Source organism: Shinella sp. GW821-FHT10F02, from assembly GCF_058809275.1.
The window spans coordinates 1-24451 of the sequence record NZ_JBXASL010000007.1 but is presented as its reverse complement, the minus strand read 5'-3'; the positions used below and the strand labels follow the sequence as shown (position 1 = coordinate 24451).

Annotated in this window: 22 protein-coding genes and 1 tRNA gene; 9 read left to right on the top strand and 14 right to left on the bottom strand. The window is 64.1% G+C overall.

The features are described from left to right. Window positions 1–21: 21 nt before the first annotated feature. From AC1RWL_RS21415 to AC1RWL_RS21395, 5 genes are all read right to left on the bottom strand, one after another. Window positions 22–3351 (bottom strand): transglutaminase family protein, encoded by a 3330-nt coding sequence (locus tag AC1RWL_RS21415; protein WP_493097190.1) that lies wholly within the window; start codon window positions 3349–3351, stop codon window positions 22–24. A 106-nt stretch (window positions 3352–3457) separates the two neighbouring features. Next, window positions 3458–5710, bottom strand: a complete 2253-nt coding sequence (locus tag AC1RWL_RS21410) for a methyl-accepting chemotaxis protein (protein WP_493097189.1) — start codon at window positions 5708–5710, stop codon at window positions 3458–3460. Window positions 5711–5897: 187 nt separating this feature from the next. After that, window positions 5898–6674 (bottom strand): VOC family protein, encoded by a 777-nt coding sequence (locus AC1RWL_RS21405; protein WP_493097188.1) that lies wholly within the window; start codon window positions 6672–6674, stop codon window positions 5898–5900. 28 nt (window positions 6675–6702) lie between these two features. Further along, entirely contained in the window at window positions 6703–7437 is a 735-nt protein-coding gene (locus AC1RWL_RS21400; protein WP_493097187.1) for a DUF899 domain-containing protein, read from the bottom strand. 81 nt (window positions 7438–7518) lie between these two features. Further along, the gene (locus AC1RWL_RS21395; protein WP_493097186.1) at window positions 7519–7980 is read right to left on the bottom strand and encodes a MarR family winged helix-turn-helix transcriptional regulator; all 462 of its coding nucleotides are present in this window, start codon (window positions 7978–7980) and stop codon (window positions 7519–7521) included. 84 nt (window positions 7981–8064) lie between these two features. Here AC1RWL_RS21395 and AC1RWL_RS21390 point away from each other — a divergent pair, with 84 nt between their 5' ends. Beyond that, window positions 8065–8469, top strand: coding sequence for a GFA family protein (locus AC1RWL_RS21390; protein ID WP_493097185.1), 405 nt, complete (start codon window positions 8065–8067; stop codon window positions 8467–8469). A gap of 42 nt (window positions 8470–8511) precedes the next feature. Here AC1RWL_RS21390 and ilvD read toward each other — a convergent pair whose 3' ends face one another. Next, window positions 8512–10347, bottom strand: a complete 1836-nt coding sequence (gene ilvD, locus AC1RWL_RS21385) for a dihydroxy-acid dehydratase (RefSeq protein WP_493097184.1) — start codon at window positions 10345–10347, stop codon at window positions 8512–8514. A 208-nt stretch (window positions 10348–10555) separates the two neighbouring features. Between ilvD and AC1RWL_RS21380 the strand changes: the two genes are divergently transcribed. Continuing rightward, complete coding sequence (locus AC1RWL_RS21380) at window positions 10556–11593, top strand: GntR family transcriptional regulator (protein ID WP_493097183.1); 1038 nt, start codon at window positions 10556–10558, stop codon at window positions 11591–11593. Window positions 11594–11603: 10 nt separating this feature from the next. Next, entirely contained in the window at window positions 11604–11954 is a 351-nt protein-coding gene (locus AC1RWL_RS21375) for a VOC family protein (RefSeq protein ID WP_493097182.1), read from the top strand. 60 nt (window positions 11955–12014) lie between these two features. Here AC1RWL_RS21375 and AC1RWL_RS21370 read toward each other — a convergent pair whose 3' ends face one another. Then, entirely contained in the window at window positions 12015–12389 is a 375-nt protein-coding gene (locus AC1RWL_RS21370; protein WP_493097181.1) for a tudor domain-containing protein, read from the bottom strand. Between the two features lie 179 nt (window positions 12390–12568). Continuing rightward, the gene (locus AC1RWL_RS21365) at window positions 12569–14098 is read right to left on the bottom strand and encodes a UxaA family hydrolase (RefSeq protein WP_493097180.1); all 1530 of its coding nucleotides are present in this window, start codon (window positions 14096–14098) and stop codon (window positions 12569–12571) included. A 166-nt stretch (window positions 14099–14264) separates the two neighbouring features. Here AC1RWL_RS21365 and AC1RWL_RS21360 point away from each other — a divergent pair, with 166 nt between their 5' ends. The 3 genes from AC1RWL_RS21360 to AC1RWL_RS21350 all read left to right on the top strand — a co-directional run bounded on the left by AC1RWL_RS21360 (window position 14265) and on the right by AC1RWL_RS21350 (window position 16442). Continuing rightward, a complete protein-coding gene (locus tag AC1RWL_RS21360; protein WP_493097179.1) occupies window positions 14265–15020 on the top strand; it encodes a FadR/GntR family transcriptional regulator in 756 nt (251 codons plus the stop codon). A gap of 16 nt (window positions 15021–15036) precedes the next feature. Next, on the top strand, window positions 15037–16185 hold the full coding sequence (gene dgoD / locus AC1RWL_RS21355; RefSeq protein WP_493097178.1) for a galactonate dehydratase: 1149 nt from the start codon (window positions 15037–15039) through the stop codon (window positions 16183–16185). Window positions 16186–16307: 122 nt separating this feature from the next. Then, window positions 16308–16442, top strand: a complete 135-nt coding sequence (locus AC1RWL_RS21350; protein WP_493097177.1) for a hypothetical protein — start codon at window positions 16308–16310, stop codon at window positions 16440–16442. Window positions 16443–16486: 44 nt separating this feature from the next. Here the strand turns inward: AC1RWL_RS21350 and AC1RWL_RS21345 are convergent, their stop codons facing one another. The 5 genes from AC1RWL_RS21345 to cpdR1 form a co-directional block, all read right to left on the bottom strand. Next, window positions 16487–17518: a sensor histidine kinase gene (locus AC1RWL_RS21345; RefSeq protein WP_493097176.1), complete on the bottom strand. Its 1032-nt coding sequence runs from the start codon at window positions 17516–17518 to the stop codon at window positions 16487–16489. 138 nt (window positions 17519–17656) lie between these two features. Then, window positions 17657–19141 carry a nucleobase:cation symporter-2 family protein gene (locus AC1RWL_RS21340; protein WP_435266294.1) on the bottom strand — a complete coding sequence of 495 codons (1485 nt, stop codon included), beginning with the start codon at window positions 19139–19141 and terminating at the stop codon, window positions 17657–17659. 106 nt (window positions 19142–19247) lie between these two features. After that, window positions 19248–19607 (bottom strand): hypothetical protein, encoded by a 360-nt coding sequence (locus AC1RWL_RS21335; RefSeq protein ID WP_493097175.1) that lies wholly within the window; start codon window positions 19605–19607, stop codon window positions 19248–19250. 131 nt (window positions 19608–19738) lie between these two features. Further along, a tRNA-Val gene (locus tag AC1RWL_RS21330) sits at window positions 19739–19813 on the bottom strand. A 94-nt stretch (window positions 19814–19907) separates the two neighbouring features. Beyond that, the gene (gene cpdR1 / locus AC1RWL_RS21325; protein WP_069061148.1) at window positions 19908–20270 is read right to left on the bottom strand and encodes a response regulator CpdR1; all 363 of its coding nucleotides are present in this window, start codon (window positions 20268–20270) and stop codon (window positions 19908–19910) included. 191 nt (window positions 20271–20461) lie between these two features. Between cpdR1 and AC1RWL_RS21320 the strand changes: the two genes are divergently transcribed. Beyond that, window positions 20462–21346, top strand: coding sequence for an N-formylglutamate amidohydrolase (locus AC1RWL_RS21320; RefSeq protein WP_493097174.1), 885 nt, complete (start codon window positions 20462–20464; stop codon window positions 21344–21346). A gap of 271 nt (window positions 21347–21617) precedes the next feature. After that, on the top strand, window positions 21618–22391 hold the full coding sequence (hisN, locus tag AC1RWL_RS21315; RefSeq protein WP_493097173.1) for a histidinol-phosphatase: 774 nt from the start codon (window positions 21618–21620) through the stop codon (window positions 22389–22391). 7 nt (window positions 22392–22398) lie between these two features. Here hisN and AC1RWL_RS21310 read toward each other — a convergent pair whose 3' ends face one another. Then, the gene (locus tag AC1RWL_RS21310; RefSeq protein ID WP_493097172.1) at window positions 22399–23361 is read right to left on the bottom strand and encodes an alpha/beta fold hydrolase; all 963 of its coding nucleotides are present in this window, start codon (window positions 23359–23361) and stop codon (window positions 22399–22401) included. 452 nt (window positions 23362–23813) lie between these two features. Between AC1RWL_RS21310 and AC1RWL_RS21305 the strand changes: the two genes are divergently transcribed. Next, complete coding sequence (locus AC1RWL_RS21305) at window positions 23814–24275, top strand: Hsp20 family protein (RefSeq protein WP_256120927.1); 462 nt, start codon at window positions 23814–23816, stop codon at window positions 24273–24275. The last annotated feature ends 176 nt before the right edge of the window (window positions 24276–24451 follow it).

Genomic DNA, 24451 nt, shown 5'->3' with positions numbered 1-24451 from the left:
TTCCTGTACTCCAATGGAGGGCTAGATGCCGGACGGCCGGCGCAGATCCAGCGTCAGCGGAAAATCCGCCGACGGTGGTTCCGGCCACAGCGTATAGCCGCCCGCCCTGTGCCCCCAGGGCTCGAATCGCGCCAGCCGGCGCGCTTCAGCCTCGTTTCCGTTCACCGGGAAGGTGTCATAGCTGCGTCCGCCCGGATGGGCAACGTGGTAGATGCAGCCCCCGATCGCCCGCCGCGACCATGTATCATAAATGTCAAATGTAAGCGGTGTGTTGACGGGCAGCGCCGGATGCAGGCCAGAGGCGGGCTGCCAAGCCTTGTAGCGCACGCCGGCGACGGAGACGCCCTTGGTGCCGGTCGAGCGCAGCGGAACGGGCCTGCCGTTGCAGGCGACGGTGTAGCGTTCCGGATTGGCGGTCTCCAGCTTCACCTGGAGGCGTTCGACGGACGAATCGACGTAGCGCACGGTGCCGCCGACCGCACCCTGCTCGCCCATGACATGCCACGGTTCCAGCGCCTGGCGCACTTCCAGATTGGCGCCCTCGTATTCGACCTCGCCGCAGAAGGGGAAGCGGAATTCGAGCTGGGCGGCGAACCATTCGGATTTGAGGTCGAAGCCGTTGGTCTTGAGGTCCGCCAGCACGTCCAGGAAATCCTGCCAGACATAGTGCGGCAGCATGAAACGATCGTGCAGCGTGGTGCCCCAGCGCACGAAGCCGCCATCCGCCGGGTTCTGCCAGAAGCGGGCGATGAGCGCGCGGATCAGCAATTGCTGGGCAAGGCTCATGCGGGCATTCGGCGGCATTTCGAAGCCGCGGAACTCGACGAGGCCGAGGCGGCCGGTCGGGCCGTCCGGCGAGAACAGCTTGTCGATGCAGATTTCCGAACGGTGCGTGTTGCCGGTGCCATCCGTGAGCAGGTTGCGGAAAAGGCGATCGACGAGCCAGGGCAGCGGTGCGGCACCCTGGCCGGGCGGCGGGACCTGCGCGAAGGCGATCTCCATCTCGTAGAGCGTGTCGTGCCGCGCTTCGTCGATGCGCGGCGCCTGGCTGGTCGGGCCGATGAACATGCCCGAAAAGAGATAGGAGAGCGACGGATGCCGCTGCCAGTGGAGGATGAGGCTCTTCAGGAGGTCCGGCCGGCGCAGGAACGGGCTGTTGTTGGGGTTGTCGCCGCCGACGACCACATGGTTGCCGCCGCCCGTGCCGGTGTGGCGGCCGTCGATCATGAATTTGTCGGCGCCGAGCCGGGTGAGGCGGGCCTCCTCGTACGCCGCGGTGGTGATGTCGACGCAGTCCTGCCAGTTGGCGGCGGGGTGGATATTGACCTCGATGACGCCCGGATCGGGTGCGACCCGCATGACGTTGATGCGCTCGTCGTGCGGCGGCGCATAGCCTTCGATATGGACCGGCAGGCCGAGATCGGCTGCAGCCTTTTCCGCGGCGGCAATCAGGTCGAGATAGTCCTCGATGCGCTCGACGGGGGGCATGAAGACGCACAGGCGGCCATCGCGCGGCTCGACGCTGAGAGCGGTGCGCACGGCGCCGCGGATGTCGCCCGTCGATCCGGCGATGTTCTGTTCGTTGCGGTCCTGCTGGGGCTCGCTCGCCCGCAGCGATGCCTGCGCCAATGTCCTCGCCGGGGCGCTGTAGTCGGGCAGCGGCTCCCGCGGGATCGAGGGGTCGGCCTGGTGGATATAGGGATATTGCGACGGCGGCACGTAGGGCAGGGTGCCGAGCGGCATGCGGAAGCCGATCGGCGAATCGCCGGGAATGAGAAAGATCTTGCCGCGGCGGGTGCGCCACCGTTCGCTCACCCAGCGCCGCCCGCCCGCCTTGGCGTTCCAGGCCTGCACCGGCAGGATATAGCCGGTCGCAGTCGTCAGGCCGCGCTCGAACACCTTGGCGATGCGCGCCCGCTCTTCCGGGCTTTCGAGCTTGGAGTTCGACGGGTCGACATTTTCCGGCAGGCTGCCTTCCTTGATGATCCATTCCGCCGGGTCCTCGAAGGCGGGGATGATCATGTCCGGCTCGATCTCGAGCTCGGCGGCGATGCCGGCGAGAAGCGCCTCGGCCTGTTTTTCGGTGACCTCGGTGTCGGCGCCCTCGGTGGCGATCAGGTCCGGATTGTGCCAGATCGGCTTGCCGTCCTTGCGCCAGTAGAGCGAGAAGGTCCAGCGCGGCAGGCTTTCGCCAGGATACCATTTGCCCTGGCCATAATGCAGGAAGCCGCCGGGCGCGAAACGCTCGCGCAGGCGCCGGATCAGCTCGTCGGCCTTCTCGCGCTTGGTCGGGCCGACGGCAGCGGTGTTCCATTCCTCGGATTCGAAATCGTCGATGGAGACGAAGGTCGGCTCTCCGCCCATGGTGAGGCGCACGTCGTTGTCCGAAAGCACGGTGTCGACCTTGCGGCCCAGCGCATTCAGCGCCTCCCAGCTCTCGTCGGAGAACGGCTTGGTGATGCGCGGGTGCTCGGCGACACGCGCCACCGTCATGGCAAAATCGAATTCGGTGTTCGCCTCGCCGAAATAACCGCCGCTGATCGGCGCTGCATTGCGAAAATGCGGTGTGGCGGCAAGCGGGATGTGGCTTTCACCGGTGAGCAGCCCGGAGGTCGGGTCGAGGCCGATCCAGCCTGCGCCCGGGAGATAGACCTCGCACCAGGCATGCAGATCGGTAAAGTCGACCTCGGTGCCGGAAGGGCCATCCAGCGCCTTCAGGTCGGGGCTGAGCTGGATGAGATAGCCGGAGACGAAGCGGGCGGCGAAGCCGAGATTGCGCAGGATCTGCACGAGCAGCCAGCTCGAATCGCGGCACGAACCGAGCGCCGTCGTCAGCGTCTCCTGCGGCGTCTGCACGCCGGGCTCCATGCGGATGACGTAGCCGACCGATTGCTGGACCTGTGCATTGAGGGCGACGACCATGTCCAGCGTGCGCCGGCGCGAGCGGTCGATCGTCTTCATATAGGCTTCGAGCGCCGGGTCCATGGGCTCGGGTGCGCGATAAATCTTCAGGTCTTCGCGCAGATCCTCCGGATAATCGAAGGGCCAGTGCTCTGCCTCTTCCTCGATGAAGAAGTCGAAGGGGTTGTAGACCGTCATGTCGGCGACGAGGTCGACTTCGATCTTCAGCTCGGTGACCGGATCGGGGAAGACGTAGCGGGCGAGATAGTTGCCGTAGGGGTCCTGCTGGAGGTTCACGAAATGGTTTGCCGGCGAAACCTTCAGCGAATGGCTGATGACCTTGGTCTTGGAATGGGCGGCCGGCTTCAGCCGGATGATCTGGGGTCCGAGCCGGACCGGGTTGTCGTACTTGTAATGGGTGAGGTGGTAGATACCGGCCTTGATCGACATGCGCTCTCTTTTTCCCCTCGGTGACGGTCTGTTGCCGCCATCGAGGAGAGTTTGTGCAATGCGAAGAGAGATTGCAAGCGGGATCGCTGCCCACCGTCACCGTCGATCAGGCGATGGCGCGCAGGTGCGGCCTTGCCGCCGGTTGGCGCGACGCCTCGCTGGGCGTCTCGAACTGGCCGACGAGGCGCGCAAGCGTGGCGGACTCGTCGGAAAGGCGGTGCGTGACGGCGCTGCTTTCCTCGACCATCGCGGCATTCTGCTGGGTCACCGCGTCGAGTTGGCGGATCGTCGTGTTGATCTCGTGGATGCCGACGGACTGGTCGCGGGCGGCGCGCGCGATCTCCTTGATCTCCGTATCGATCGCGTTGATCTTGCCGGCGATGTCGCGCAGCACGCTGCCGGTCTCGCGCACGAGGCCTGCGCCGCGCGCCACTTCGTCGGCGGATTTGGTGATCAGCGCCTTGACCTCACGCGCCGCACTCGCCGTGCGCTGCGCCAGTTCCCGCACTTCCTGCGCGACGACCGCAAAGCCCTTGCCAGCTTCGCCCGCCCGCGCCGCTTCCACGCCGGCATTCAGCGCCAGAAGGTTGGTCTGGAAGGCGATGTCGTCGATGACGCCGATGATATTGCCGATCTCGTGCGACGATGTCTCGATCTTGCCGATGGCGCTGACGACGTTGTCGACGACCTGTTCGGATGTGGCCGAGCTCTTCTTGGTGTCGGAGGCGAGGCGTTCGGCGACCGTCGTGCGCTCGGCGGCGGACTGCACGGCCTGCGTCATTTCCGCAAGTGCCGTCGCGGCCTCGCCCAAAGAGGCGGCCTGCCGCTCGGTGCGGCTGGAGAGCTGGACGAGCGCCTCCTGCATCTCGCTGGAATCGTCGCGGATGCGGTGCGTGTTGACGCGCACCGTCGTCATAGCCTCGGCGAGGCGCTCGATGGAGGCATTGTAGTCGGTGCGAATACGGTCGAGCGCGGGCATGAAGGGCGTGTCGATGCGCTGCGTAAGATCGCCGCGGGCGAGGTGCTGCAGCGCGCCCGCGAGGCGCAGCACGGCCGCCTCGGTCTCGGCGTCTTCCGCCTGCTTGGCCTCCTCGCGGGCCGCCCGTTCGCTGTCGGCCTCCTCGCGGATCGTCGCGGTTTCGCGTTGCAGGCGTTCCTTTTCGATTGCCGCGTCGCGGAAGACGAGCACGGAGCGGGCCATGTCGCCGATCTCGTCGCGCCGCGCCTGACCGTCGCAGGCAATCGTCGTGTCGCCGCCGGCAAGCCGGTTCATGTCGGAGACAAGAGCGGTGATCGGGCGTGAAAGGCGGCTGGCGAAGAGGAAACCGACGGCGGCCGTCACCACGAGCACGCAAAGCGAGACGAGCAGCGTCCAGTGGATGAGGCGGGTGAGGCCGGCGAAGATTTCGCTCGATGCCATGACGGCGGCGACGGTCCAGGTGCGGCCGAGGAAATCGAAGCTGGCGGCGGCGAGTTTCACCTCGCGGCCGCGGTGATCGGGCAGGGTGGCCTTGGCGATCGCACCGCCATCGGCGGCCAGAAGCTCCGGTGCGATGCGCATCGAGAGCACGTCGGCATCCGTGCCATGCGAGGGGCGGGTGAGGAGGGTGCCGTCGGCGTTCAGCAGCATGGCTTCACCGGTCTCGCCGAGGCCCACCGGATTGTTCAGCCGGGCGGCGATGCGCTCGGTCGGCAGGGCCACGACGAGCACGCCGATCTTGCCGGCGACGGAGGCGACGGGGGCGGCGAGGAAGGCCGTGGCACGGCCGGCCGGCGCATAGGCCTGGTAGTCGCCGAAGGCGACGATGGCGGTTTCCGTGCTGGGGGCCGCCTCGGCGAAGACCTTGGCAAGGCCGGTGCCGGCGAAGCGTGCGTCGGTCGTGAGGTTGGCGCCGAAATCATCGTGTTTCTTCAGCGAATAGACGACGTCGCCGCTGAGATTGACGAGCAGCATGTCGTCGAAACCCTGCGCCTCCGCCTGCCGAAGGAAGAAGCCGTGGTAGCGGCCATGCATCTGGTCGAACTTGTCGATCTCGGCGGATTTCAGCTCCGCCTTGCCGCCATAGCGCCGCTGCAACTCGGCGGCGCGGTCGCCCCCGATCGCGCCGAGTTCACCCGAAAGATCGTCGAGCGCCTTGGCGACGACCTTCTGGCCGGCCAGGTCGCGGGTCTCCTTGACGATCGATTGCAGGTACTGCGCCAACTCGTTGCGCCGGCCGTCGGCCAGCGTTTCGAGCTTCGTCACCGCCGCCTCGGTCGACTGGCTGGCGCTGAGATAAAGGCTCGCGACGCTGGTTGCGGAAATGGCAATGACGGCCAGCAGCAGGGCTGCAAGCGAAAGCTTTATGGAAAGACGCATGGGGATGATTTCTGAAAAATACGCAGCTACAGATCATGCCGATAGCGGCTACCAGAAAGCGCATCCTGCGGCCGGGGCGAGACCCGGTTCTGACCGTCGTCAATATGGCCCTTGGTCATGACGTGTCTGTGACGGTTTTGTGAAAGCTGCGTGGAGCAGGCAAGGCCGCCCCACGCAGAACAGAGTTCTAGCGGGTCATGGAGACCAGCGAGAAATAGGCGCCCTGCGGATCGACGCAATTGAGAATCCAGGCGCCGCCGGGCACTTCCATCGGCTCCATCATGAGGCTGCCACCGCCATCCGTGACGCGTTTGCCGGCGGCATCGAGGCCTTCGACCACGAAATAATAGCCCCAGGCCGGCGGCATGGGCATGCCGGGCGGAGTGGTCATCATGCCGCCGATGGCGTTGCCGCCGCCCGCGGCGAAGGTCTGGTAGATGCCCATGCCGGCGTCCGACATGTCGACGGCCTGGTCCTTGGTCCAGCCGAAGGTCTTCGAATAGAACGCCCAGGCGGTGTCGAGGTCGCCGGCCATCAGCTCGTTCCAGCCGATATGGCCGGGCGTCATCATTTCGGGCCGGGCCGGGCTCTCGTCCTGGGTAGCGAAGAGCGAGAAGACGGCGCCGTGCGGATCGGCGACGACGGCGAAGCGGCCTATGCCGGGAATGTCGGCCGGTTCGCGCATGACCGAGCCGCCGTTTTGGGTGATCTCCCGGGCGGTCTCCTCGATCCGGTCGGTGAAGATATAGCCCATCCAGGCCGGCGGCATGCCACTCGCTTCCGCCGGCAGGGCCATCATGCCGGCGATCTGCGTGTCGCCGGCATAGGCGAGCAGGTAGTTCATGTCCGGCATGCCGGAATCGCGGATCGACCAGCCGACGACCGATGCGTAGAAACGCTCGGCGGCCGCGACGTCGTTCGTCATCAGTTCGTACCAGCAGAACCGGCCATAGTCCTTGTGCATGTCGTCGTTCCTTCGTTGTCTTCTGGGCTTAGTCGCAGCAGGAATGCGCCTTCGGCGCATCGTCATATTCGTCCTTGCGCTTGACGAAGCTGAGCGTTCCCGTCTCGTTGCGGCCTTTTGGTGCGCGGTCGAGGATCATCAGGGTGCCGAGCGCTTCTTCGCCGCCGCGGGCATAGTCCGAATAGGTGTGGTAAACGATGCCGTCTTCGTCCTTGAAGAAGGCGCTGAGGCCCGGGAGTTCATCATGCGCATCGGCGGCGTCGGTCTCGCGGAAGTTATACATCACCTTGCCGCGGGCCAGCTCCTCCTTGGTGAAGGAGACATGGTAGTCGAAGTTGAAATCGCTGCCGAAGGACGAGACCCAGGGGAACTCCCAGCCCATGCGCTTCTTGTAGGCCTCAAGCTTTTCCAACGGCGCGCGGGCAACGGCGACCATCGTGACGTCGTGATTGTTGAGATGCGGCAGCATGCCGTCGATATGGTCGGCCATGAAGGAACAGCCGGGGCAGCCGGCATCCCAGTCGGGACCATACATGAAGTGGTAGACGATGAGCTGGCTGCGCCCATCGAACAGTTCCGCCAGCGTCTTGCGGCCTTCGGGCGTTTCGAAGGTGTAGTTCTTCTCCACCTTGACCCAGGGCAGGGTGAGGCGCTCGGCGCGCACCTTGTCGCGCAGCTTGGTCTCCTCCTTCTCCAGGGCCAGCAGGGCCTTGCGGGCGGCGAGCCATTCTTCCTGGGATACGATCTCGTGGTTCGGTCTCATGCTCGGGACTCCTCTTTCACGGGCTTTCGACAAATAAGTTGGTATCAACATTTATCGCCCGTGTCAAAGCATCGACCGGTTTCAGTCGTCCGGCACGGACTGTTTCTCAACGACCTGTAACGCCGTGATGACGGTCTCGGTTGCCTCGCGGAGCTGCTTTTTATCGAAGAGCTCGCCGAGGGCATTGGCCCAGACGGCCTGGCGGGTCTTGATGGCGTCGAGCGTCGTCTTTCCCGCGTCGGTCAGCACCATCAGCTTGGCGCGCTGGTGGGCGGGGTTTTCCGCATAGAGGATCAGGCCGTCCTTTTCGAGCAGGTCGGCGACGCGCTGCACGCCCTGCCGCGTCATACCGAGCGCCCGGCCGGCGTCTGCCACGGACATCGGCGCATGGTCGGCGGCGGCGAGCACCTGCCAGCGGGCACTGGTCTGGCCGGCGGGTTTGGCCAGCGCATCGCCGGCCGTCTGCAAGTGCCCGGCAAGGCGCAGCACGGAAATGGCGAAGGCGGCGAAAGCGTCGCCGGCGGGGGTGCGATCCGGATTCATATTGACAACATGTTGTCATTCTGCAAAAGTGAATTTGACAGCATATTGTCATTTATGGGCGCGTGGCGCAAGCGAGGAAACATCATGTTGAAGACCTACAAGGGAAGCTGCCACTGCGGAAAGATCCGCTACGAGGCGGATATCGACCTCTCGCAGGGCACGGGCCGCTGCAATTGCTCGATCTGCTCGAAGAAGCGGTATTGGGGTGCCCAGATCAAGCCGGATGCCTTTCGCCTGCAATGCGACGAGGCGGATCTCGGCGACTACCAGTTCGGCACGATGAGCGGGCACCACCACTTCTGCAAGAACTGCGGCGTCTCGCCGTTCGGCCAAGGCTATGTTGAGGCGATCGGCGGCGCCTATGTCTCGATCAATGTCGCCTGCCTCGATGATATCGAGCACAGCGAGCTTGCGGCATTGCCGGTGCAATATTTCGACGGGCGGAACAATGCTTGGTGGAACACGCCGGAAGAGACGCGGCACCTCTGAGACGAGACCGGGCGCGAGGAAAACCTGGCGCCCGGCAAAAGCTTATTCCGGCAGGATGCGCACGGCGCCCTTGTCGGCACTGGCGGCGAAGGCGGCATAGGCCTTCAGCGCGGTCGTGACGTTGCGCTTGCGCGGTGCTGCCGGCTTCCAGCCGAGCTTGTCCTGCTCGGCGCGGCGCACGGCCAGCTCTTCCTCCGAAACCGCGAGGTTGATCGTGCGGTTCGGGATGTCGATCTCGATGAGATCACCCTGGCGCACGAGGCCGATCGTGCCGCCCTGGGCGGCTTCCGGCGAGGCGTGGCCGATCGACAGGCCCGAGGTGCCGCCGGAGAAGCGGCCGTCGGTGACGAGCGCGCAGGCCTTTCCGAGACCCTTCGACTTCAGGTAGCTCGTCGGATAGAGCATTTCCTGCATGCCGGGGCCGCCCTTCGGGCCTTCGTAGCGGATGACGACGACGTCGCCGGCCTTCACCTCGTTGGCGAGGATTCCCTTGACCGCCGCGTCCTGGCTTTCGAAGACGACCGCCGGGCCGGAGAACTTCAGGATCGATTCATCGACGCCCGCCGTCTTCACGATGCAGCCGTCGAGCGCGATGTTGCCCGAAAGCACGGCGAGACCGCCGTCCTTGGAGAACGGGTGCTCAACGGAGCGGATGACGCCGTTTTCGCCGTCCGTATCCAGTTCGTCCCAGCGGGCCGACTGGCTGAACGCGACTTGCGTCGGGATGCCGCCCGGCGCCGCGCGGAAGAAGGTGCGGACCGTCTCGCTGGTCGTGCGGGTGATGTCCCAGCGGTCGATCGCGTGGCCGAGCGTTTCGGCATGCACGGTCGGCGTGTCGCGGTGGATGAGGCCGCCGCGGTCGAGTTCGCCGAGGATGCGCATGATGCCGCCAGCACGGTGCACGTCTTCCATGTGCACGTCCTGCTTGGCGGGCGCGACCTTGGAGAGGCAGGGCACACGACGCGACAGCGCGTCGATGTCGCTGAGGTCGAAATCGATGCCGCCTTCATAGGCGGCGGCGAGGATGTGCAGCACGGTGTTGGTCGAGCCGCCCATGGCGACATCGAGCGACATGGCGTTCTCGAAGGCGCGCTTGTTGGCGACCGAGCGGGGCAGGATGCTCTCGTCGTCCTGCTCGTAATAGCGGCGTGCGAGATCGACGATCAGGTGGCCGGCCTCGACGAAGAGGCGCTTGCGGTCGGCATGCGTCGCCAGCGTCGAGCCGTTGCCGGGCAGCGACAGGCCGAGGGCCTCCGTCAGGCAGTTCATCGAATTGGCCGTGAACATACCGGAGCAGGAGCCGCAGGTCGGACAGGCCGATCGTTCGATGACCTTGACGTCCTCGTCGGAGATCTTGTCGTCGGCGGCGGCGACCATGGCGTCCACGAGGTCAAGCGCAACCGTTTTGCCGTGCAGCACGACTTTACCGGCCTCCATCGGTCCGCCGGAAACGAAGACGGCGGGGATGTTGAGGCGCATGGCGGCATTCAGCATGCCGGGCGTGATCTTGTCGCAGTTCGAGATGCAGACCATGGCGTCGGCGCAATGCGCGTTGACCATGTACTCGACCGAGTCGGCGATGATCTCGCGCGACGGCAGCGAATAGAGCATGCCGTCATGGCCCATGGCGATGCCGTCGTCGACGGCGATCGTGTTGAATTCCTTGGCGACGCCGCCGGCAGCCTCGATCTCGCGCGCGACGAGCTGGCCGAGGTCCTTCAGGTGCACGTGGCCGGGCACGAACTGGGTAAAGGAGTTCACCACCGCGATAATCGGCTTGCCGAAATCCGAATCCTTCATGCCGGTCGCGCGCCAGAGGCCGCGGGCACCGGCCATGTTGCGGCCGTGGGTGGTGGTTCGGGAGCGGTATGCGGGCATGGTTCCATTCCTTGACATAGGACGTTGCTCGCATATGGCCCTTCGAGGGCCGGATTGCGAGCCTTGAGAGGGTTTCCCTAGCGCAAAACGCCCCGCGCGTCACGAAAGGAATGACGATTTTTTGACGGTGCGGCGCAATTTCCTTGCTGCCTACTTGCGCCGGACATGACCGTTGTCGGCATAAGGCATTCATGCCATGGTCCGCGCCATGAACGAAGCGGGTCAGGTTTTGGCAGAGACGGGCGCGGAAAGCGCCGAAGCGGCGCTCGACAAGAGCCCGCTTTACCTGCGCATTCGCGATGTCTTGGCCGATGCGATATCCGCCGGCCGCCTGCCGAGGGGGGCGCTGCTGCTCGAAGGCCCGGTCGCCGGTGTTTTTGCCTCAACGCGCACGCCCGTCCGTCAGGCCTTCGCGCTGCTGGAGGCGGCGGGTTCGATCCGGCGTTTCGATGGGCGCGGTTTCCTCGTGGGGCAGGGGCGCAGCGGTCCGAAGCGCGTGGCGCTGACCGCCGAGATGCTCGGCCTCGACGAAGAGGCGCCGGGCCTGCGCAAGGCGCCCGGCTGGGAGGCGATCTATGAGAGCCTGGAGCGCGAGATGGTGCATATCTCCGTTTTCGGCCGCCACCGCATCAACGAGGTGGAGCTGGCGCGCGCCCGCGGCGTCGGCCGGCAGGTGGCGCGCGATGCGCTGACGCGGCTCGAAGCGCTCGGCATCATGGAAAAGGACGAGCGCATGCGCTGGACGCTGGTGCCGCTCGACGAAAGCCGCATGCGCGACCTGCACGATATCCGCGTGGCGCTGGAGCCTCTGGCGCTGACCCGGGCGGCGCCCTTCATCCCACCCGCCGAGCGCCGTGCGATGACGCATCGGCTGGAGGAGGCACTGGCGGTCTATCCGGACCTCTCGGTTCCGGCGATGGACGATCTCGAAACCGACCTGCACATCACCTGCCTCGGCTATTGCCCCAACCGGGAGCTGCTGATCGCGCTGCGTCGCGCGCGGTTCATGCTGAATGTCAGCAAGCACATCATCGGCGTCTCGCATCGCATGCCTGAAAGCGAGCCTTTCATCGCCGAGCATCTCGCGGTGTTCCGCGCGCTCGACGTGGACGACAGCGAGCGTGCCGCCGAGACCCTGCAACACCACATCACCGTGTCGCTGCCCAAGGTCATCCAGCGCGTCGCGGAACTGCGCGCGGCGCACCGGCCCGACATGCCGGTCTATGCCAGCCCCATTGCGCGCTGAGGAGGTCGTCGTGAAGGTCAAACGCATCGTCGCGAATGTCGAAACAGCCGACCCGGCGGCCGTCGCGAAATTCTACGGCGACGTTCTCGGCCTCGATCTTCTCATGGATCACGGCTGGATCGCCACCTATGGCACCGGCGGCACCATGCCCTTGCAGGTGAGTTTTGCCTCGGAAGGCGGCTCCGGCACGCCGGTGCCAGGCCTTTCGGTCGAGGTGGACGACGTGGAGGCGGCCTATCAGGCCGCGCTGAAGGGCGGTTACGCGATCGAATACGGTCCGGCGGACGAGCCCTGGGGCGTACGGCGTTTCTTCGTGCGCGATCCCGCCGACACGCTCGTCAATATCCTCATGCACGTCTAATGGTCAGTTGAATGCGCTGGTCTGGGGGCAGGTCGAACCCGCCCCCTTTTTTCGAGCCTATTATTGCGTGCGGCAACGGCCCGTCTTGGTCGTTTCCTTGTCGCCGTCGTCATAGGCGATGCCGATCTTCTCGCCGGCCAGCGACGCGATCGTGCCGCCGTACCATTCGCCCTGGCCCTTGTAGTTGCATTCGACCTTCATGCCGATCATCCAGTCATAGGGCCGGACGTCGTTGACCGATACGGTTTCGCGGTCGCCGTCGTCGTAACGAATGGTGATCTGGCCACCGCCCATCTTCTCAACGACCCCCGGGAACCAGTAGCCGGCGCCCTTGTAGTTTCCGAGTACCCAGTCGCCCTTTGTCTGGGCGTGAGCGATTGCGCTACCGCAAGAGAACAGGCCTGCGGCAAGCACGAACATCACCAGTTTCTTCAAGAAAGTACTCCTCTGGGCTCCCGCCCGTCCTCCCCGCCAAAATGGCTGGGGAAGCCGCACCAGGCATGTTTGGTGGCGGCATTAACAGAACGGTTTGAAACTGCTGATAATTCACTGTTTTATAATGGATATTTCAGGGGAGATTCATTCTCTTCGTGTGATGTCTTTTGGAGGCCGCCTCAGGTGATCGCACCGACCTGCCAGGGGACGAATTCGTTGTCGCCGTAGTCGTAGGCTTCGCTGGCCGTCTTGCGGCCGGAGGCGGTGTCGATGACGAATTCGAAGATGCGGCGGCCGGCCTGTTCGATCGTCTCCTTGCCGTCGACGATCGTGCCGCAATTGATGTCCATGTCTTCCTTGATGTGCTCGTACATGGGCGTGTTGGTGGCGATCTTGATGCAGGGCGCCGGCTTGTAGCCGGAAACCGAGCCGCGGCCGGTGGTGAAGGCAACGAGGTTGCAGCCGCCGGCGATCTGGCCGGTGACGGCGGCAGGGTCATAGCCGGGCGTGTCCATGAAGACGAAGCCCGTTTCCGTCACCTCTTCGGCATATTCGTAGACGGCGTTCAGTGGCATGGAGCCGCCCTTGGCGACGGCGCCGAGCGATTTTTCCAGAATGGTGGTGAGGCCGCCGGCCTTGTTGCCGAAGGACGGGTTGTTGTTGAGTTCGGCGTCGTTCCTGGCGGTGTAGTCGCGCCACCAGTCGATGCGGGAAAGCAGCTTTTCCGCGACCTCCGGCCGGGCGGCGCGGCGTGTCAAAAGATGTTCGGCGCCGTAGATTTCCGGCGTTTCGGAGAGCACGGTCGTCGCCCCCTCCTTGACCAGGAGGTCGGAGGCGACGCCCAGCGCCGGATTGGCGGAAATGCCGGAATAGCCGTCGGAGCCACCGCATTCGAGCGCGAGCCTGATGCCGGAGAGCGGCTGCGGCGTGCGGCGGATGCGGCCGACATCCGGCAGCATGTCGTCGATCATCGCGCAGGCCGCCTCGATCGTCTTGCGCGTGCCGCCCTGTTCCTGGATCATCATCTTGCGGAAGGTCTTTCCCTCCTCCAGCCCAGCCTCTTCGACCAGCGGGCCATACTGAAAGGTCTCGCAACCGAGCCCGATCATCAGGATGCCGCCGAAATTCGGGTTGCGGGCATAGCCCTTGAAGGTGCGTGTCAGGATGCGCCCGCCTTCAGATTTCAGGTTCAGCGCGCAGCCGCCGCCATAGGTGAGGGCCACCACGCCGTCGATGTTCTCATGACCGGTCTCGCGGAATTTGCGGGCATAGTGCTCCGCCACATAACGTGAGACCGTGGCGGAACAGTTCACGGTCGAGAGGATGCCGATATAGTTGCGCGTGCCGATGCGGCCGTTGCCGCGGTCGTAGCCCTCGAAGGTGCGGCGCTCGGCCTCCGGCACCATCACCGGCGGTGCATTGTCGACACAGAATTCGTGTTTCAACGCGACGTCGAGAATGGCGAGGTTCTGCAGGTGCACATGTTCGCCGGGACGGATCGCCTTCGTCGCGTAACCGATGATCTGGCCGTATTTAAAAATAGGCGCGCCTTCGGCGATCGGCGCGAGCGCCACCTTGTGGCCGCGCGGTATGCGCTCGGCGGCCGTCACGCCGTTGACGAGCGCTCGGCCGGCATCGACATTGCCGGGCGCGACCCCGACATTGTCTTTCGCGTTGAGGACGAGAACGGCGGGAAGTTCGGCGAGCATGGCGGCTCCTGCGGTTGGGTTCGGCGCATTATGCACTCTGTCAGCAAAAGTCAATATCAGGAATTTTACGCACCGATACGGCCGGGTATCTTGGCGCTTGCCATCAATTTGTCGTATAATTATTGACTAATTGTATGATGATTTAGCGTGGCTTGCGGGAGGCACTTTGGCTGACAAGGCAACGAGACAGGCGCAGCGGTCGCCGGCGCGCCGGCCGCGCGTGCGCCACAATGTGACGGCGGCGATCGGCGCGGATATCTGCGGCGGGCGTTTTCCGCCCGGCACGGTTCTGCCACGCGAAAGCGACCTTTGCGAGACCTATGGCGTCAGCCGCACGGTTATCCGCGAATCGCTGAAGGTGCTGGAGACCAAGGGCCTCGTGCGCGGCCGCCCGCGGGTCGGCACGCTCGTCTGCGACCGGGCGGAATGGAACGTGCTCGACGCGCAGATCCTCGAATGGATGGGGCCGGACGTGCTGTCGGCGGAACTGCTCGGCTCGATCCTCGAGGCGCGCCGCACGGTCGAGCCCGCTGCCGCCTTCCTCGCGGCCTCGCGCGCCACGGCGCAGGAAATCGCCGACCTGGAACGGGCCTGCGACGACATGGGCGATGCGGAGGGTGACCTCGAAGCCTTCACGGCCGCCGATGCCCGCTTTCACGAGACCCTGCTGAAGGCGAGCCACAACAAGGTCTTCCACCAGCTCTCCTCGATCATCCACGCGGCACTCTCCTATGCGCTGCACGCGTCCAACCGCGCAGCGGTCAAGCGCGACGAGGCGCTCGACGTGCACCGTGAGCTCGTCGATGCGCTGCGCCTGCGCGATGGCGCGCGGGCGGAAACCTGCTCGCGCCACGTTCTCGATCTCGCCGCACGCGACCTCTCCCGCCTGATGGGCGACGCCGGCGATTTGAAGACAAACTGACGAGGGACGCAAACCCATGAAGATCACGAAGCTGACGACCTATATCGTGCCGCCGCGGTGGCTGTTCCTGAAGGTGGAGACGGACGAGGGCATCGTCGGCTGGGGTGAGCCGGTGGTGGAAGGCCGCGCGCTGACGGTGCAGGCGGCCGTGGAGGAACTGTCGGACTACCTCATCGGCAAGGACCCGCTGCTGATCGAGGACCATTGGCAGGTCATGTATCGCGGCGGCTTCTATCGCGGCGGGGCCGTGCATATGTCGGCGCTCGCCGGCATCGACCAGGCACTCTGGGACATCAAGGGCAAGGCTTACGGCCAGCCGATCCATGCCCTGCTCGGCGGCCAGGTGCGCGACAAGATCAAGGTCTATTCGTGGATCGGCGGCGATCGCCCCGCCGACGTCGCCAACAATGCCCGCGAAGTCGTCGCTCGCGGCTTCAAGGCGATCAAGCTCAACGGCTGCGAGGAGATGCAGATCGTCGACACCTGGGACAAGGTCGAGAAGGCGGTGGAAACCATCGCGACGATCCGCGAGGCCGTCGGCCCCTATATCGGCATCGGCGTCGATTTCCACGGCCGCGTGCACCGGCCGATGGCCAAGGTGCTGGCGAAGGAACTCGAACAGTTCAAGCTGATGTTCATCGAGGAGCCGGTGCTGTCGGAAAACCGCGAGGCGCTGAAGGAGATCGCCAACCATTGCTCGACACCGATTGCCTTGGGCGAACGGCTCTATTCGCGCTGGGACTTCAAGTCGGTATTGTCCGATGGCTACGTCGATATCCTGCAACCGGACCTGTCGCATGCCGGCGGCATCACGGAATGCCGCAAGATCGCGGCGATGGCGGAGGCCTATGACGTGGCGCTGGCGCCGCATTGCCCGCTGGGGCCGATCGCGCTTGCCGCCTGCCTCCAGGTCGATGCCGTCTCCTACAATGCCTTCATCCAGGAACAGAGCCTCGGCATTCATTACAACAAGGGCAACGACATCCTCGACTACATCTCCAACAAGGAGGTGTTCCACTACGCCGACGGCTTCGTGTCGATCCCGCAGGGGCCGGGCCTCGGCATCGAGGTGGACGAGGCTTACGTCATCGAGCGGGCCAAGGAAGGCCATCGCTGGCGCAACCCCGTCTGGCGCCATGAAGATGGCAGCGTGGCCGAGTGGTAAACCCGCCCTCGGAACGAATTGGAGAAGCCCGGCCCCGCGCCGGGCTTTTTCATGTCCGCACCTCGGTAGACGGAAGCGCTTCGCATCCCTATGTCATACGGGCAAACACAAAGGAGAGGCACATGCGCCCCATATCTGGTTTCGTCGTCGCGGCACTCGCGGTTCTGGTGCTCGCAGGCTGCAGCACGACCGCAGCCAACAACACGACCTATGCCCGGCCCGCGGATTCGGGCGGCTTTCAGATCCCGCTGAACTGATAGGCGCCATGCAGTTCCGGCCGGATTTCGCCGGGACTGCACCCTCAGACCATTCGAAGCGGCAGCTCGATTGAGGCGCGGTAAAGCCCGCCCTCCACCGGGCCCGTCGAAAAACGCCACCGGTTTCCGAAACGCGCCTGCAACCGGTCGGCGATGTTCCTGAGACCAACCCCCATGCCCGCGGGCTTGCCATAAGCCAAACCCTCCTCCGGCAGCCCGTTTTCGACGCTCAGCAAAAGACGATCCGCCTCCCGCCGCGCTTCCAGCACGATGGTCACCGGTGTGCGCGATGCGGCAACGCCGTGTTTCACCGCATTCTCGATCAGCGGCTGGAGAATGAGGCTAGGAACGAGCGCCGTCTCCAGCCCGGCCGGCAAGCGGATGTCGAAGGCCATGCGGTCCGCAAAGCGCTCGCGCTCGATTTCCAGATAGTCGCGCTGGAGCGCGATCTCGTCCACAAGCGGCACATCATGCAGCGGGTCGAGCGTGAGCGTTGTCTGGAGGAAGCGTGAGAGCGACAGCACCATGCGGTCCGCCCGCCCGCCGGATCCCTCCTCGATGAGGCCGGCAATGGAATTCAGCGTGTTGAAAAGGAAGTGCGGATTGAGCTCGTAGCGTAGCGCCCGCATTTCCGCATCGAGCTTTCGCCGCTGCGCGTTGAGCAGCGAGATTGCAGCGGCATAAAAGCCGAACGCGACGGTGTTCCACATCAGGCCCATACGGAATTGCAGGATGGCCTTGTCAAAGGTGTCGGCGATCGCAAAGCCGGGCACGCCGGTGCCGCCGGGAAGCACATGCGGGCCGATCATCATGATGGCGGTGACATCGAAGGCGGCCTGGCTTGCCGCCGTTGCCATTACGGCCATCACGCCGAAGCCGATCGCCTGTTGCCGCGGCAGGTTTTCCAGGCGTTGCAGCACCTGCGCCAGCAGGAGGGCCAGCAGGATGCTGCTTATCCAGCCGGGGGCGAGGATAAGAAAACCGCCCGGCAGCAGCAGGAAATCGTTGATGGAAAGCGCCGTCCAGAGCGTGACCGCCAGAATGAGCGCCTCGCGCGCCCTCATCATGCCCGCCATGAATGCTCCCGAAGCCGCGGTTTCTTTCCCCTGCTATGCCTTGTCAGCGGGCGCAAGAAAATGCCGTGGCCCACATTGGGCATTAAAAAACCCGGCTCGCTCGCGGCAAGCCGGGTTTTCCCGAAGAGCGTGGCTTGCCTAGTGGCTGTCGGCCAGGCGGGCTGCTTCCACGGCGTCGGCCTGCTCGAAGCGGACGCCGTTGAAGAAGGCGTTCAGCAGCACGGCGACGATGGAGGCGAGCACGATGCCCGATTCGATGATCGGGTGGATCGCGTGCGGCATCCACATCAGATAGTTCGGCGCAAGCAGCGGGATCAGGCCGAAGCCGACGGAGACCGCGACCACGAAGAGGTTGTTGCGCGAGGTCTTGAAGTCAACATTCGAGAGGATGCGCACGCCCGTCGCCGCCACCATGCCGAACATCACGAGGCCGGCGCCGCCGAGAACGAAGGTCGGCACGGCTTCCACCAGCGCGCCCATCTTCGGAATGACGCCGAGAATGATCATGATGATGCCGGCGGCGACGCAGACGTAGCGGCTCTTCACGCCGGTGACGCCGACGAGGCCGACATTCTGCGAGAAGCTCGTATAGGGGAAGGTGTTGAACAGGCCGCCGATCATCGTGCCGATGCCATCGACGCGCAGGCCGGCGGTGAGCTGCTGCTGCGACACCGGCCTGTCGGTGATTTCACCGAGCGCCAGGAACATGCCGGTCGATTCGATCATGACGACGATCATCACCAGCGTCATGGTGGCGATCAGCACCGGATCGAAGATCGGCATGCCGAAGCGCAGCGGCGTGACCACGGCGAACCAGCCGGCATCGGCCACACGGTCGAAATGCATCATGCCGAGGATCGACGCGGCAATGCAGCCGATGACGACGCCGGCCAGCACCGCGATATTGCTGATGAGGCCCCGGCCGTAGCGGGCGATGACCAGGATGGAGATCAGCACCAGCGCCGAAAGCGCGATGTGGCTCGGCTCGGCATAGACCGGGTTGGAAACGGTCGGCGCGATGGCGAAACCGTCCGGAACCGCCGGGCCGCCGGTTTCGGCAAGCGTCTTCATCTGGGCGAGCCACTCGGTGTGGGTGGGGTCTATCAGCTTGGGCGCGGTCGGGCCGAAGGGGTTGCCGAAGGTCCAGTTGATGCCCACGCGCATCAGCGACACGCCGATGACGAGGATGATGGTGCCGGTCACCACGGGCGGGAAAAAGCGCAGCAGCCGCCCCATGATCGGCGCGATCAGGAGGGCGACGAAACCGGCCCCGATGATGGCGCCGAAGATCATGCGCGCCCCTTCCGCTCCGGGGGCCATCGTCGCCATGGAAACCATCGGGCCGACGGAAGCGAAGGTAACGCCCATCATGACGGGCAGGCGGATGCCGACATGGCGGCTGATGCCGAGCGACTGGATGATGGTGACCAGGCCGCAGACGAAGAGGTCGGCGGAAATCAGGAAGGCCACGTCCTGCGGGCTCAGCTGCAAGGCCCGCCCGACGATCAGCGGCACCGCGACGGCGCCGCCATACATGACGAGCACATGCTGGATGCCCAGCGTCGCGAGCCTGCTCGCAGGCAGCTTCTCGTCCACCGGGTGTATGCTGGATATGTCGCTCATGGATACTCCTCCCATCACGTCGACCAACCACAGCCCGTCCTCCAACGGGGTGCGCTATCTTTCGCGCGGCGGTGGAGAGCTCAAGCATGGCCAGGCAATAAACACTTTACGCATTCATGGGGTAATCGCGCGGTGGGAAGCCTTCGCCGCGTGCCGGCATTTTCCGGAATTTGAGCGCCATTTCATAGTGTTGGCACTGGAATAACGACCTGAACCAAGGTTCATTTGAACGCAAAATACCTTCCGCCGTCAACTGTTTCCTGAACGGCATATGTGTATTTCCGCGCAACCGCCTGTTGCGGTGCAAAAACTGCCTGAAGGGGCGGCGAATGCCTCGAAAATAGCCTGAAAATCCCAGTGAGTCGAAAGCCTCGCCCTCGCGTAAAAGGGAATCGAGGCCGGCATTGACGGGAACCATGCCGAAGCGGCGAAATACAGCGCGGCCCTCTAAGAGATTGGCACCCATTGGCAGAGCATCGCCACCTCAAAAATCGCGCTCGACTGATGCTCTTCCTACAAAACGCCCCTGCCGGCGCACTGGCCAACCGGCAAAAGAAAAAGGCCTCGCGGTTTCCCGCAAGGCCTTTCGAATTCGAATGGTGGGCGTGACAGGGATTGAACCTGTGACCCCTACGATGTCAACGTAGTGCTCTCCCGCTGAGCTACACGCCCATCCGATGCGGCGGATAGACCACAAAACCTTGGGCGCCGTCAATAGCTTTTTGAAGCTTTTTTTACGGCCCGATTTTGTGGTGTTTTCCGGGTCTTAGGCGGCCAGCATCTTGTTGACCTCGTCGACGAGATCGCGCAAATGGAAGGGTTTCGAGAGGACCTTGGCATCCTTCGGGGCCTTGGAATCCGGGTTCAGCGCCACGGCGGCAAAGCCGGTGATGAACATCACTTTGAGATCCGGATCGAGTTCGGTCGCGCGGCGCGCCAGCTCGATGCCGTCCATCTCCGGCATCACGATGTCGGTGAGGAGCAGCGAGAAGGGTTCTTCGCGAAGCCGGTCATAGGCGCTGGCGCCGTTGTCGTAGGACAGCACCTGGTAGCCCGCCTTTTCGAGCGCCTTCACGAGGAACCGGCGCATATCGTTGTCGTCTTCTGCGAGGAGAATCTTGGGTGTCATGGAATTCGGGAACCGTTGCTAAGGTTGTCGGCCCGCGGACGGGCGGTTCTGTTACAAGAGCGTATTCCGGTAAATATCCGGTGAATGGGGCAGGGCAAGCCCCTAATCCCTCGTTTCTCAGTATGGACACGGGCGGGGGGCGCTGGCAACATGGGTGACGGTATGACTTTCAGGCATGGTAAAGGACGGCAATGGCGGAGGCTCTGAGCGAAAACAGCCACTTCGAAGTGCTGGAGCCGGTTTCGCAGAGCGTGCCCCTCGTCTTCAATTCTCCCCATAGCGGCCGGCGTTATCCACAGAGCTTCCTCGCGCAGTCGCGCCTCGACGCGCTCGGCATCCGCCGTTCGGAAGACCATTATGTCGACGAACTCTTCTCGGTCGCTCCGGCCCTCGGGGCGCCGATGCTGGTCGCGCATTTCCCGCGCGCCTGGCTCGACGTCAACCGCGAGCCCTACGAGCTCGACCCGCGCATGTTCGAGGGCTCGCTGCCGTCCTATGCCAATATCAGCTCCATCCGCGTTGCCGGCGGGCTTGGCACCGTGCCGCGGGTCGTGGCGGAGAACATGGAGATCTATCGTAACCGCTTTCCGGTGGCGGACGCGCTGGAGCGGGTGGAGACGGTCTACAAGCCCTATCATGCGTGCCTGCGCCGTCTCGTCGTGCGCACCCATGTAACCTTCGGCTTTTCGGTGCTCATCGATTGCCATTCCATGCCGGGCAATATCCGGGTTTCGGGCACCAGCGTGCGGCCGGATTTCATCATCGGCGACCGCTACGGCACCAGCGCCTCCGGGGAGCTTTCGCGCACCGCCATGCGGCTCTTGGAGGACATGGGTTTCTCCGTCGTGCGCAACAAGCCCTATGCGGGCGGCTTCATCACGGAGCACTATGGCCGGCCCGCCAAGGGGCTGCATGCGTTGCAGATCGAGGTGAACCGCGGTCTTTACGTCGACGAGACGACGCTCGCCAAGAAGCCGGATTTCGCGGTGTTGCAGACGGCGATTTCCGCCTTCCTCCAGGATTTTTCCGACCATGTTGAGGAATATGCCGCGGACCGGGCGCTGGCGGCCGAATAGGCCACGTTCCTCTCAAAAAAAACCGCGCTTTGGGCGCGGTTAAGTCTAGGGAGGAAACACCCAAGGAGGGTATTTACAGTCACGAATGACTGTAAGGAAACAATAATGTTGCGCTGCACAAATGTCAAGCGCAACTGCGGGACAAATTTGAGATCCGTTAAGCAATTTTCCTGCGCGGGGCTGCGGACATGTTCTGCGTCAATCCGGTTCCGTTTTGCCGCGCGATAGCGTAAGGGAAGGGCAGTCCGCAGTCCCCTCCGAGAGATCCCCCATGTTGCCTGATCGCGCCTTTTTCGACCGCCTTGCCGATGCTGCGGCCAAGGAGACCCTGCCGCGCTTTCGCGTCGGCGCCGATGTCGTCAACAAGGAGGCCGCCGGCTTCGATCCGGTGACGGAAGGCGACCGCGCCGCCGAGACGGCGATCCGCGCGCTGATCGAAGAGCATTTTCCCGAGCATGGCATCCTGGGCGAGGAGCATGGCTCGGTCGGTCTCGACCGGGAATATGTCTGGGTCATCGACCCGATCGACGGCACGCGCGCCTTCATTTCCGGCGTGCCCGTCTGGGGCACGCTGATCGGCCTCTATCGCAATGGCGAGGCGGTGATGGGCCTCATCGACCAGCCCTTCACCGGCGAGCGCTATTTCGCGGATGGCAAGGTTTCGCATTATGCCGGCCCGGATGGCAGCAAGGTGCTCTCGACGCGGTCATGCGAAAGGCTTTCGGACGCGATCCTGTTCACCACCTCGCCGCATCTCTTTACGGACACCCGCAAGACGCGGTTCGAGGCGGTGCAGGACAAGGTGCGGCTGTTTCGTTATGGCGTCGATTGTTACGCCTATGCGCTGCTCGCGGCCGGCCATGTCGACCTCGTTGTCGAATGCGGGCTCAAGCCCTATGACGTCGGCGGGCTGATCTCCGTCATCGAGCAGGCGGGCGGCATCATCACGGCGTGGGATGGCGGGCCGGCGGAAATGGGCGGCGAGATCATCGCGGCCGGCAGCCGCAAGGTCTATGACGAGGCGATGGCGCTTCTCAAGGCTTAATCGAACTTCAGGCGCCGAGGCTGGTGTCTTCGGCGTCGCTGCCCGGAATGAAGGCCTCGATCGCGGCCAGCGCCTGCGCGCGAAAACGGTCGGCTTCCTGAAACAGTTCGTGTTTGGCGCCATCGATCTCGATGAGGCGGGCGGCGCGGAAGATGCGCGCGAGGTCACCGATCGTCCGGCGCGGCACCAGCGCATCGGCGGTCGGGCAGAGCAGCAGGGTGGGGATGCGGATGCGCGTCAGGTGATCCTGATGCGTCACGCGGGCCATGGTGCGCAGCGTCTCGTTCAGCCAGCGCGCGCTTGGCCAGCTGATGGAAAGCTCCGGATGTTCGGTGAAGATGGCGGCGTTGCGGATGAAGCGGCGCTCGTCTGAGGTCACGACATTGCGCGGGAAATCGTGTCCGGGATCGCCCTTGCGGAAAGTATGCTTGCCAAGCCCGAAAAGCGAGGCGAGGCGGGCGATGACGGTGATCTTGCTCTGGCTCATCGACTGGCCGGCAAGCGCGATGAAGGGGGCGGCCAGCACCATGCGCTCGATCCGGTTTTCCAGATAGGGCGCCTGCGAAAGCGCGACGAGCGCCCCGGTCGAGTGTGCGACGATGAAGAAGGGCAGGCGGGCGTCCGGCAGCACGATCTTTTCAAGGAAGAGCGAGAGGTCGGCCTCGTAATCGGCGAATCGCCCGATATGGCCGGCGCGGTTGCCCTTGATCAGCCGGTCGGAACCCGCCTGGCCGCGCCAGTCGAAGGTGGCGACCCACAGGCCGCGGGCGGTGAGGTCGTTGATCGTCTCGAAATATTTCTCGATGCACTCGCTGCGGCCTTGCAGCAGCACGACCGTGCCCTTGGCCTCACGCTCCTTCGAGCGGAACACGGCATAGCGGATCTTCACGCCGCCGCGGCCTTCCAGGAAACCCGCGAAATGGTTCTCCGGAACGGGATTGTCGGCGGTGGCGTGCAGGATGGAATCCATGGCGCGGGGCGGGTCTCGGCGGGAATTGCTTCCTGGATGGATAGGCGCTGGGTTTCGTGCCGTCAAAGAAAAAAGCCGGATGCATGGGGCAACGGGGGTAGCCCTCATGCAGTCCGGCGCAATTTGACCAGGGAGGAAGGGACGTTGCACCCCGGTCTCAGAAGTTTTCGCTTCCGATGATGCGGTTCTAGCAAGGTGAAGCTGAACGGTTTCCGAAGCGGGCGTTCATCCGCCGTTCATCTCGAAAATTTCTTCACCGGGCAATTTTCGGCCGTCCGGCACCCCTTGAACCGTCGGAAAAGCGTTCCCATTTCATCGTCACGGGCGCCGAAAGGGTCCGTCGAGGCTTCCGTCGCCAAAGAGGGTCGGACGCCGGATGAACCGGGCTGCACCTTCCAGAAATCGGGTGCCGCCTTTTATCGATCGCAACCGTTGCTCTGAAGGAGGACACCATGCGTCACGTCGATTTCTCCCCCCTCTATCGTTCCACCGTCGGCTTTGACCGTCTCTTCACCATGCTCGATAGCCTCGGCCAGCCCGAGCAGGCCCAGACCTATCCGCCCTACAACATCGAACGCACCGGCGAAAACACCTACCGCATCACCATGGCGGTTGCCGGTTTCGATGAAAGCGAACTGTCGATCGAGGCGCGCGAACATGCACTGACGGTCAAGGGCGAGAAGAAGGACGAAACGGCTGAGGAAAGCCAGTATCTCTACCGCGGCATTGCCAAGCGCGCCTTCGAGCGCCGCTTCCAGCTCGCCGATCATGTGGAAGTGCGCGCCGCTTCGCTGAAGAATGGCCTTCTCCACATCGATCTTCTGCGCGACATTCCGGAAGCCGCCAAGCCGCGCCGTATCGAGATTTCGGCCGTCAACCGCGAAGCCAAGCAGATCGAAGCGCAGACCAACTGATCTTTCGCTTCGTTTAGGAATGAAGAAGGGCGGTGCCGCAAGGCACCGCCTTTTTTGTTGTCGGTTTTCTTGGTGTGCAAGGCGATCCCCCACCCACCGCGTCATCCTTATCTGTGGCAGCCGCATGATTTGGTAAGATGCAGCGGTGGGCAGCGTACCATTGTCATCCCAGGTCT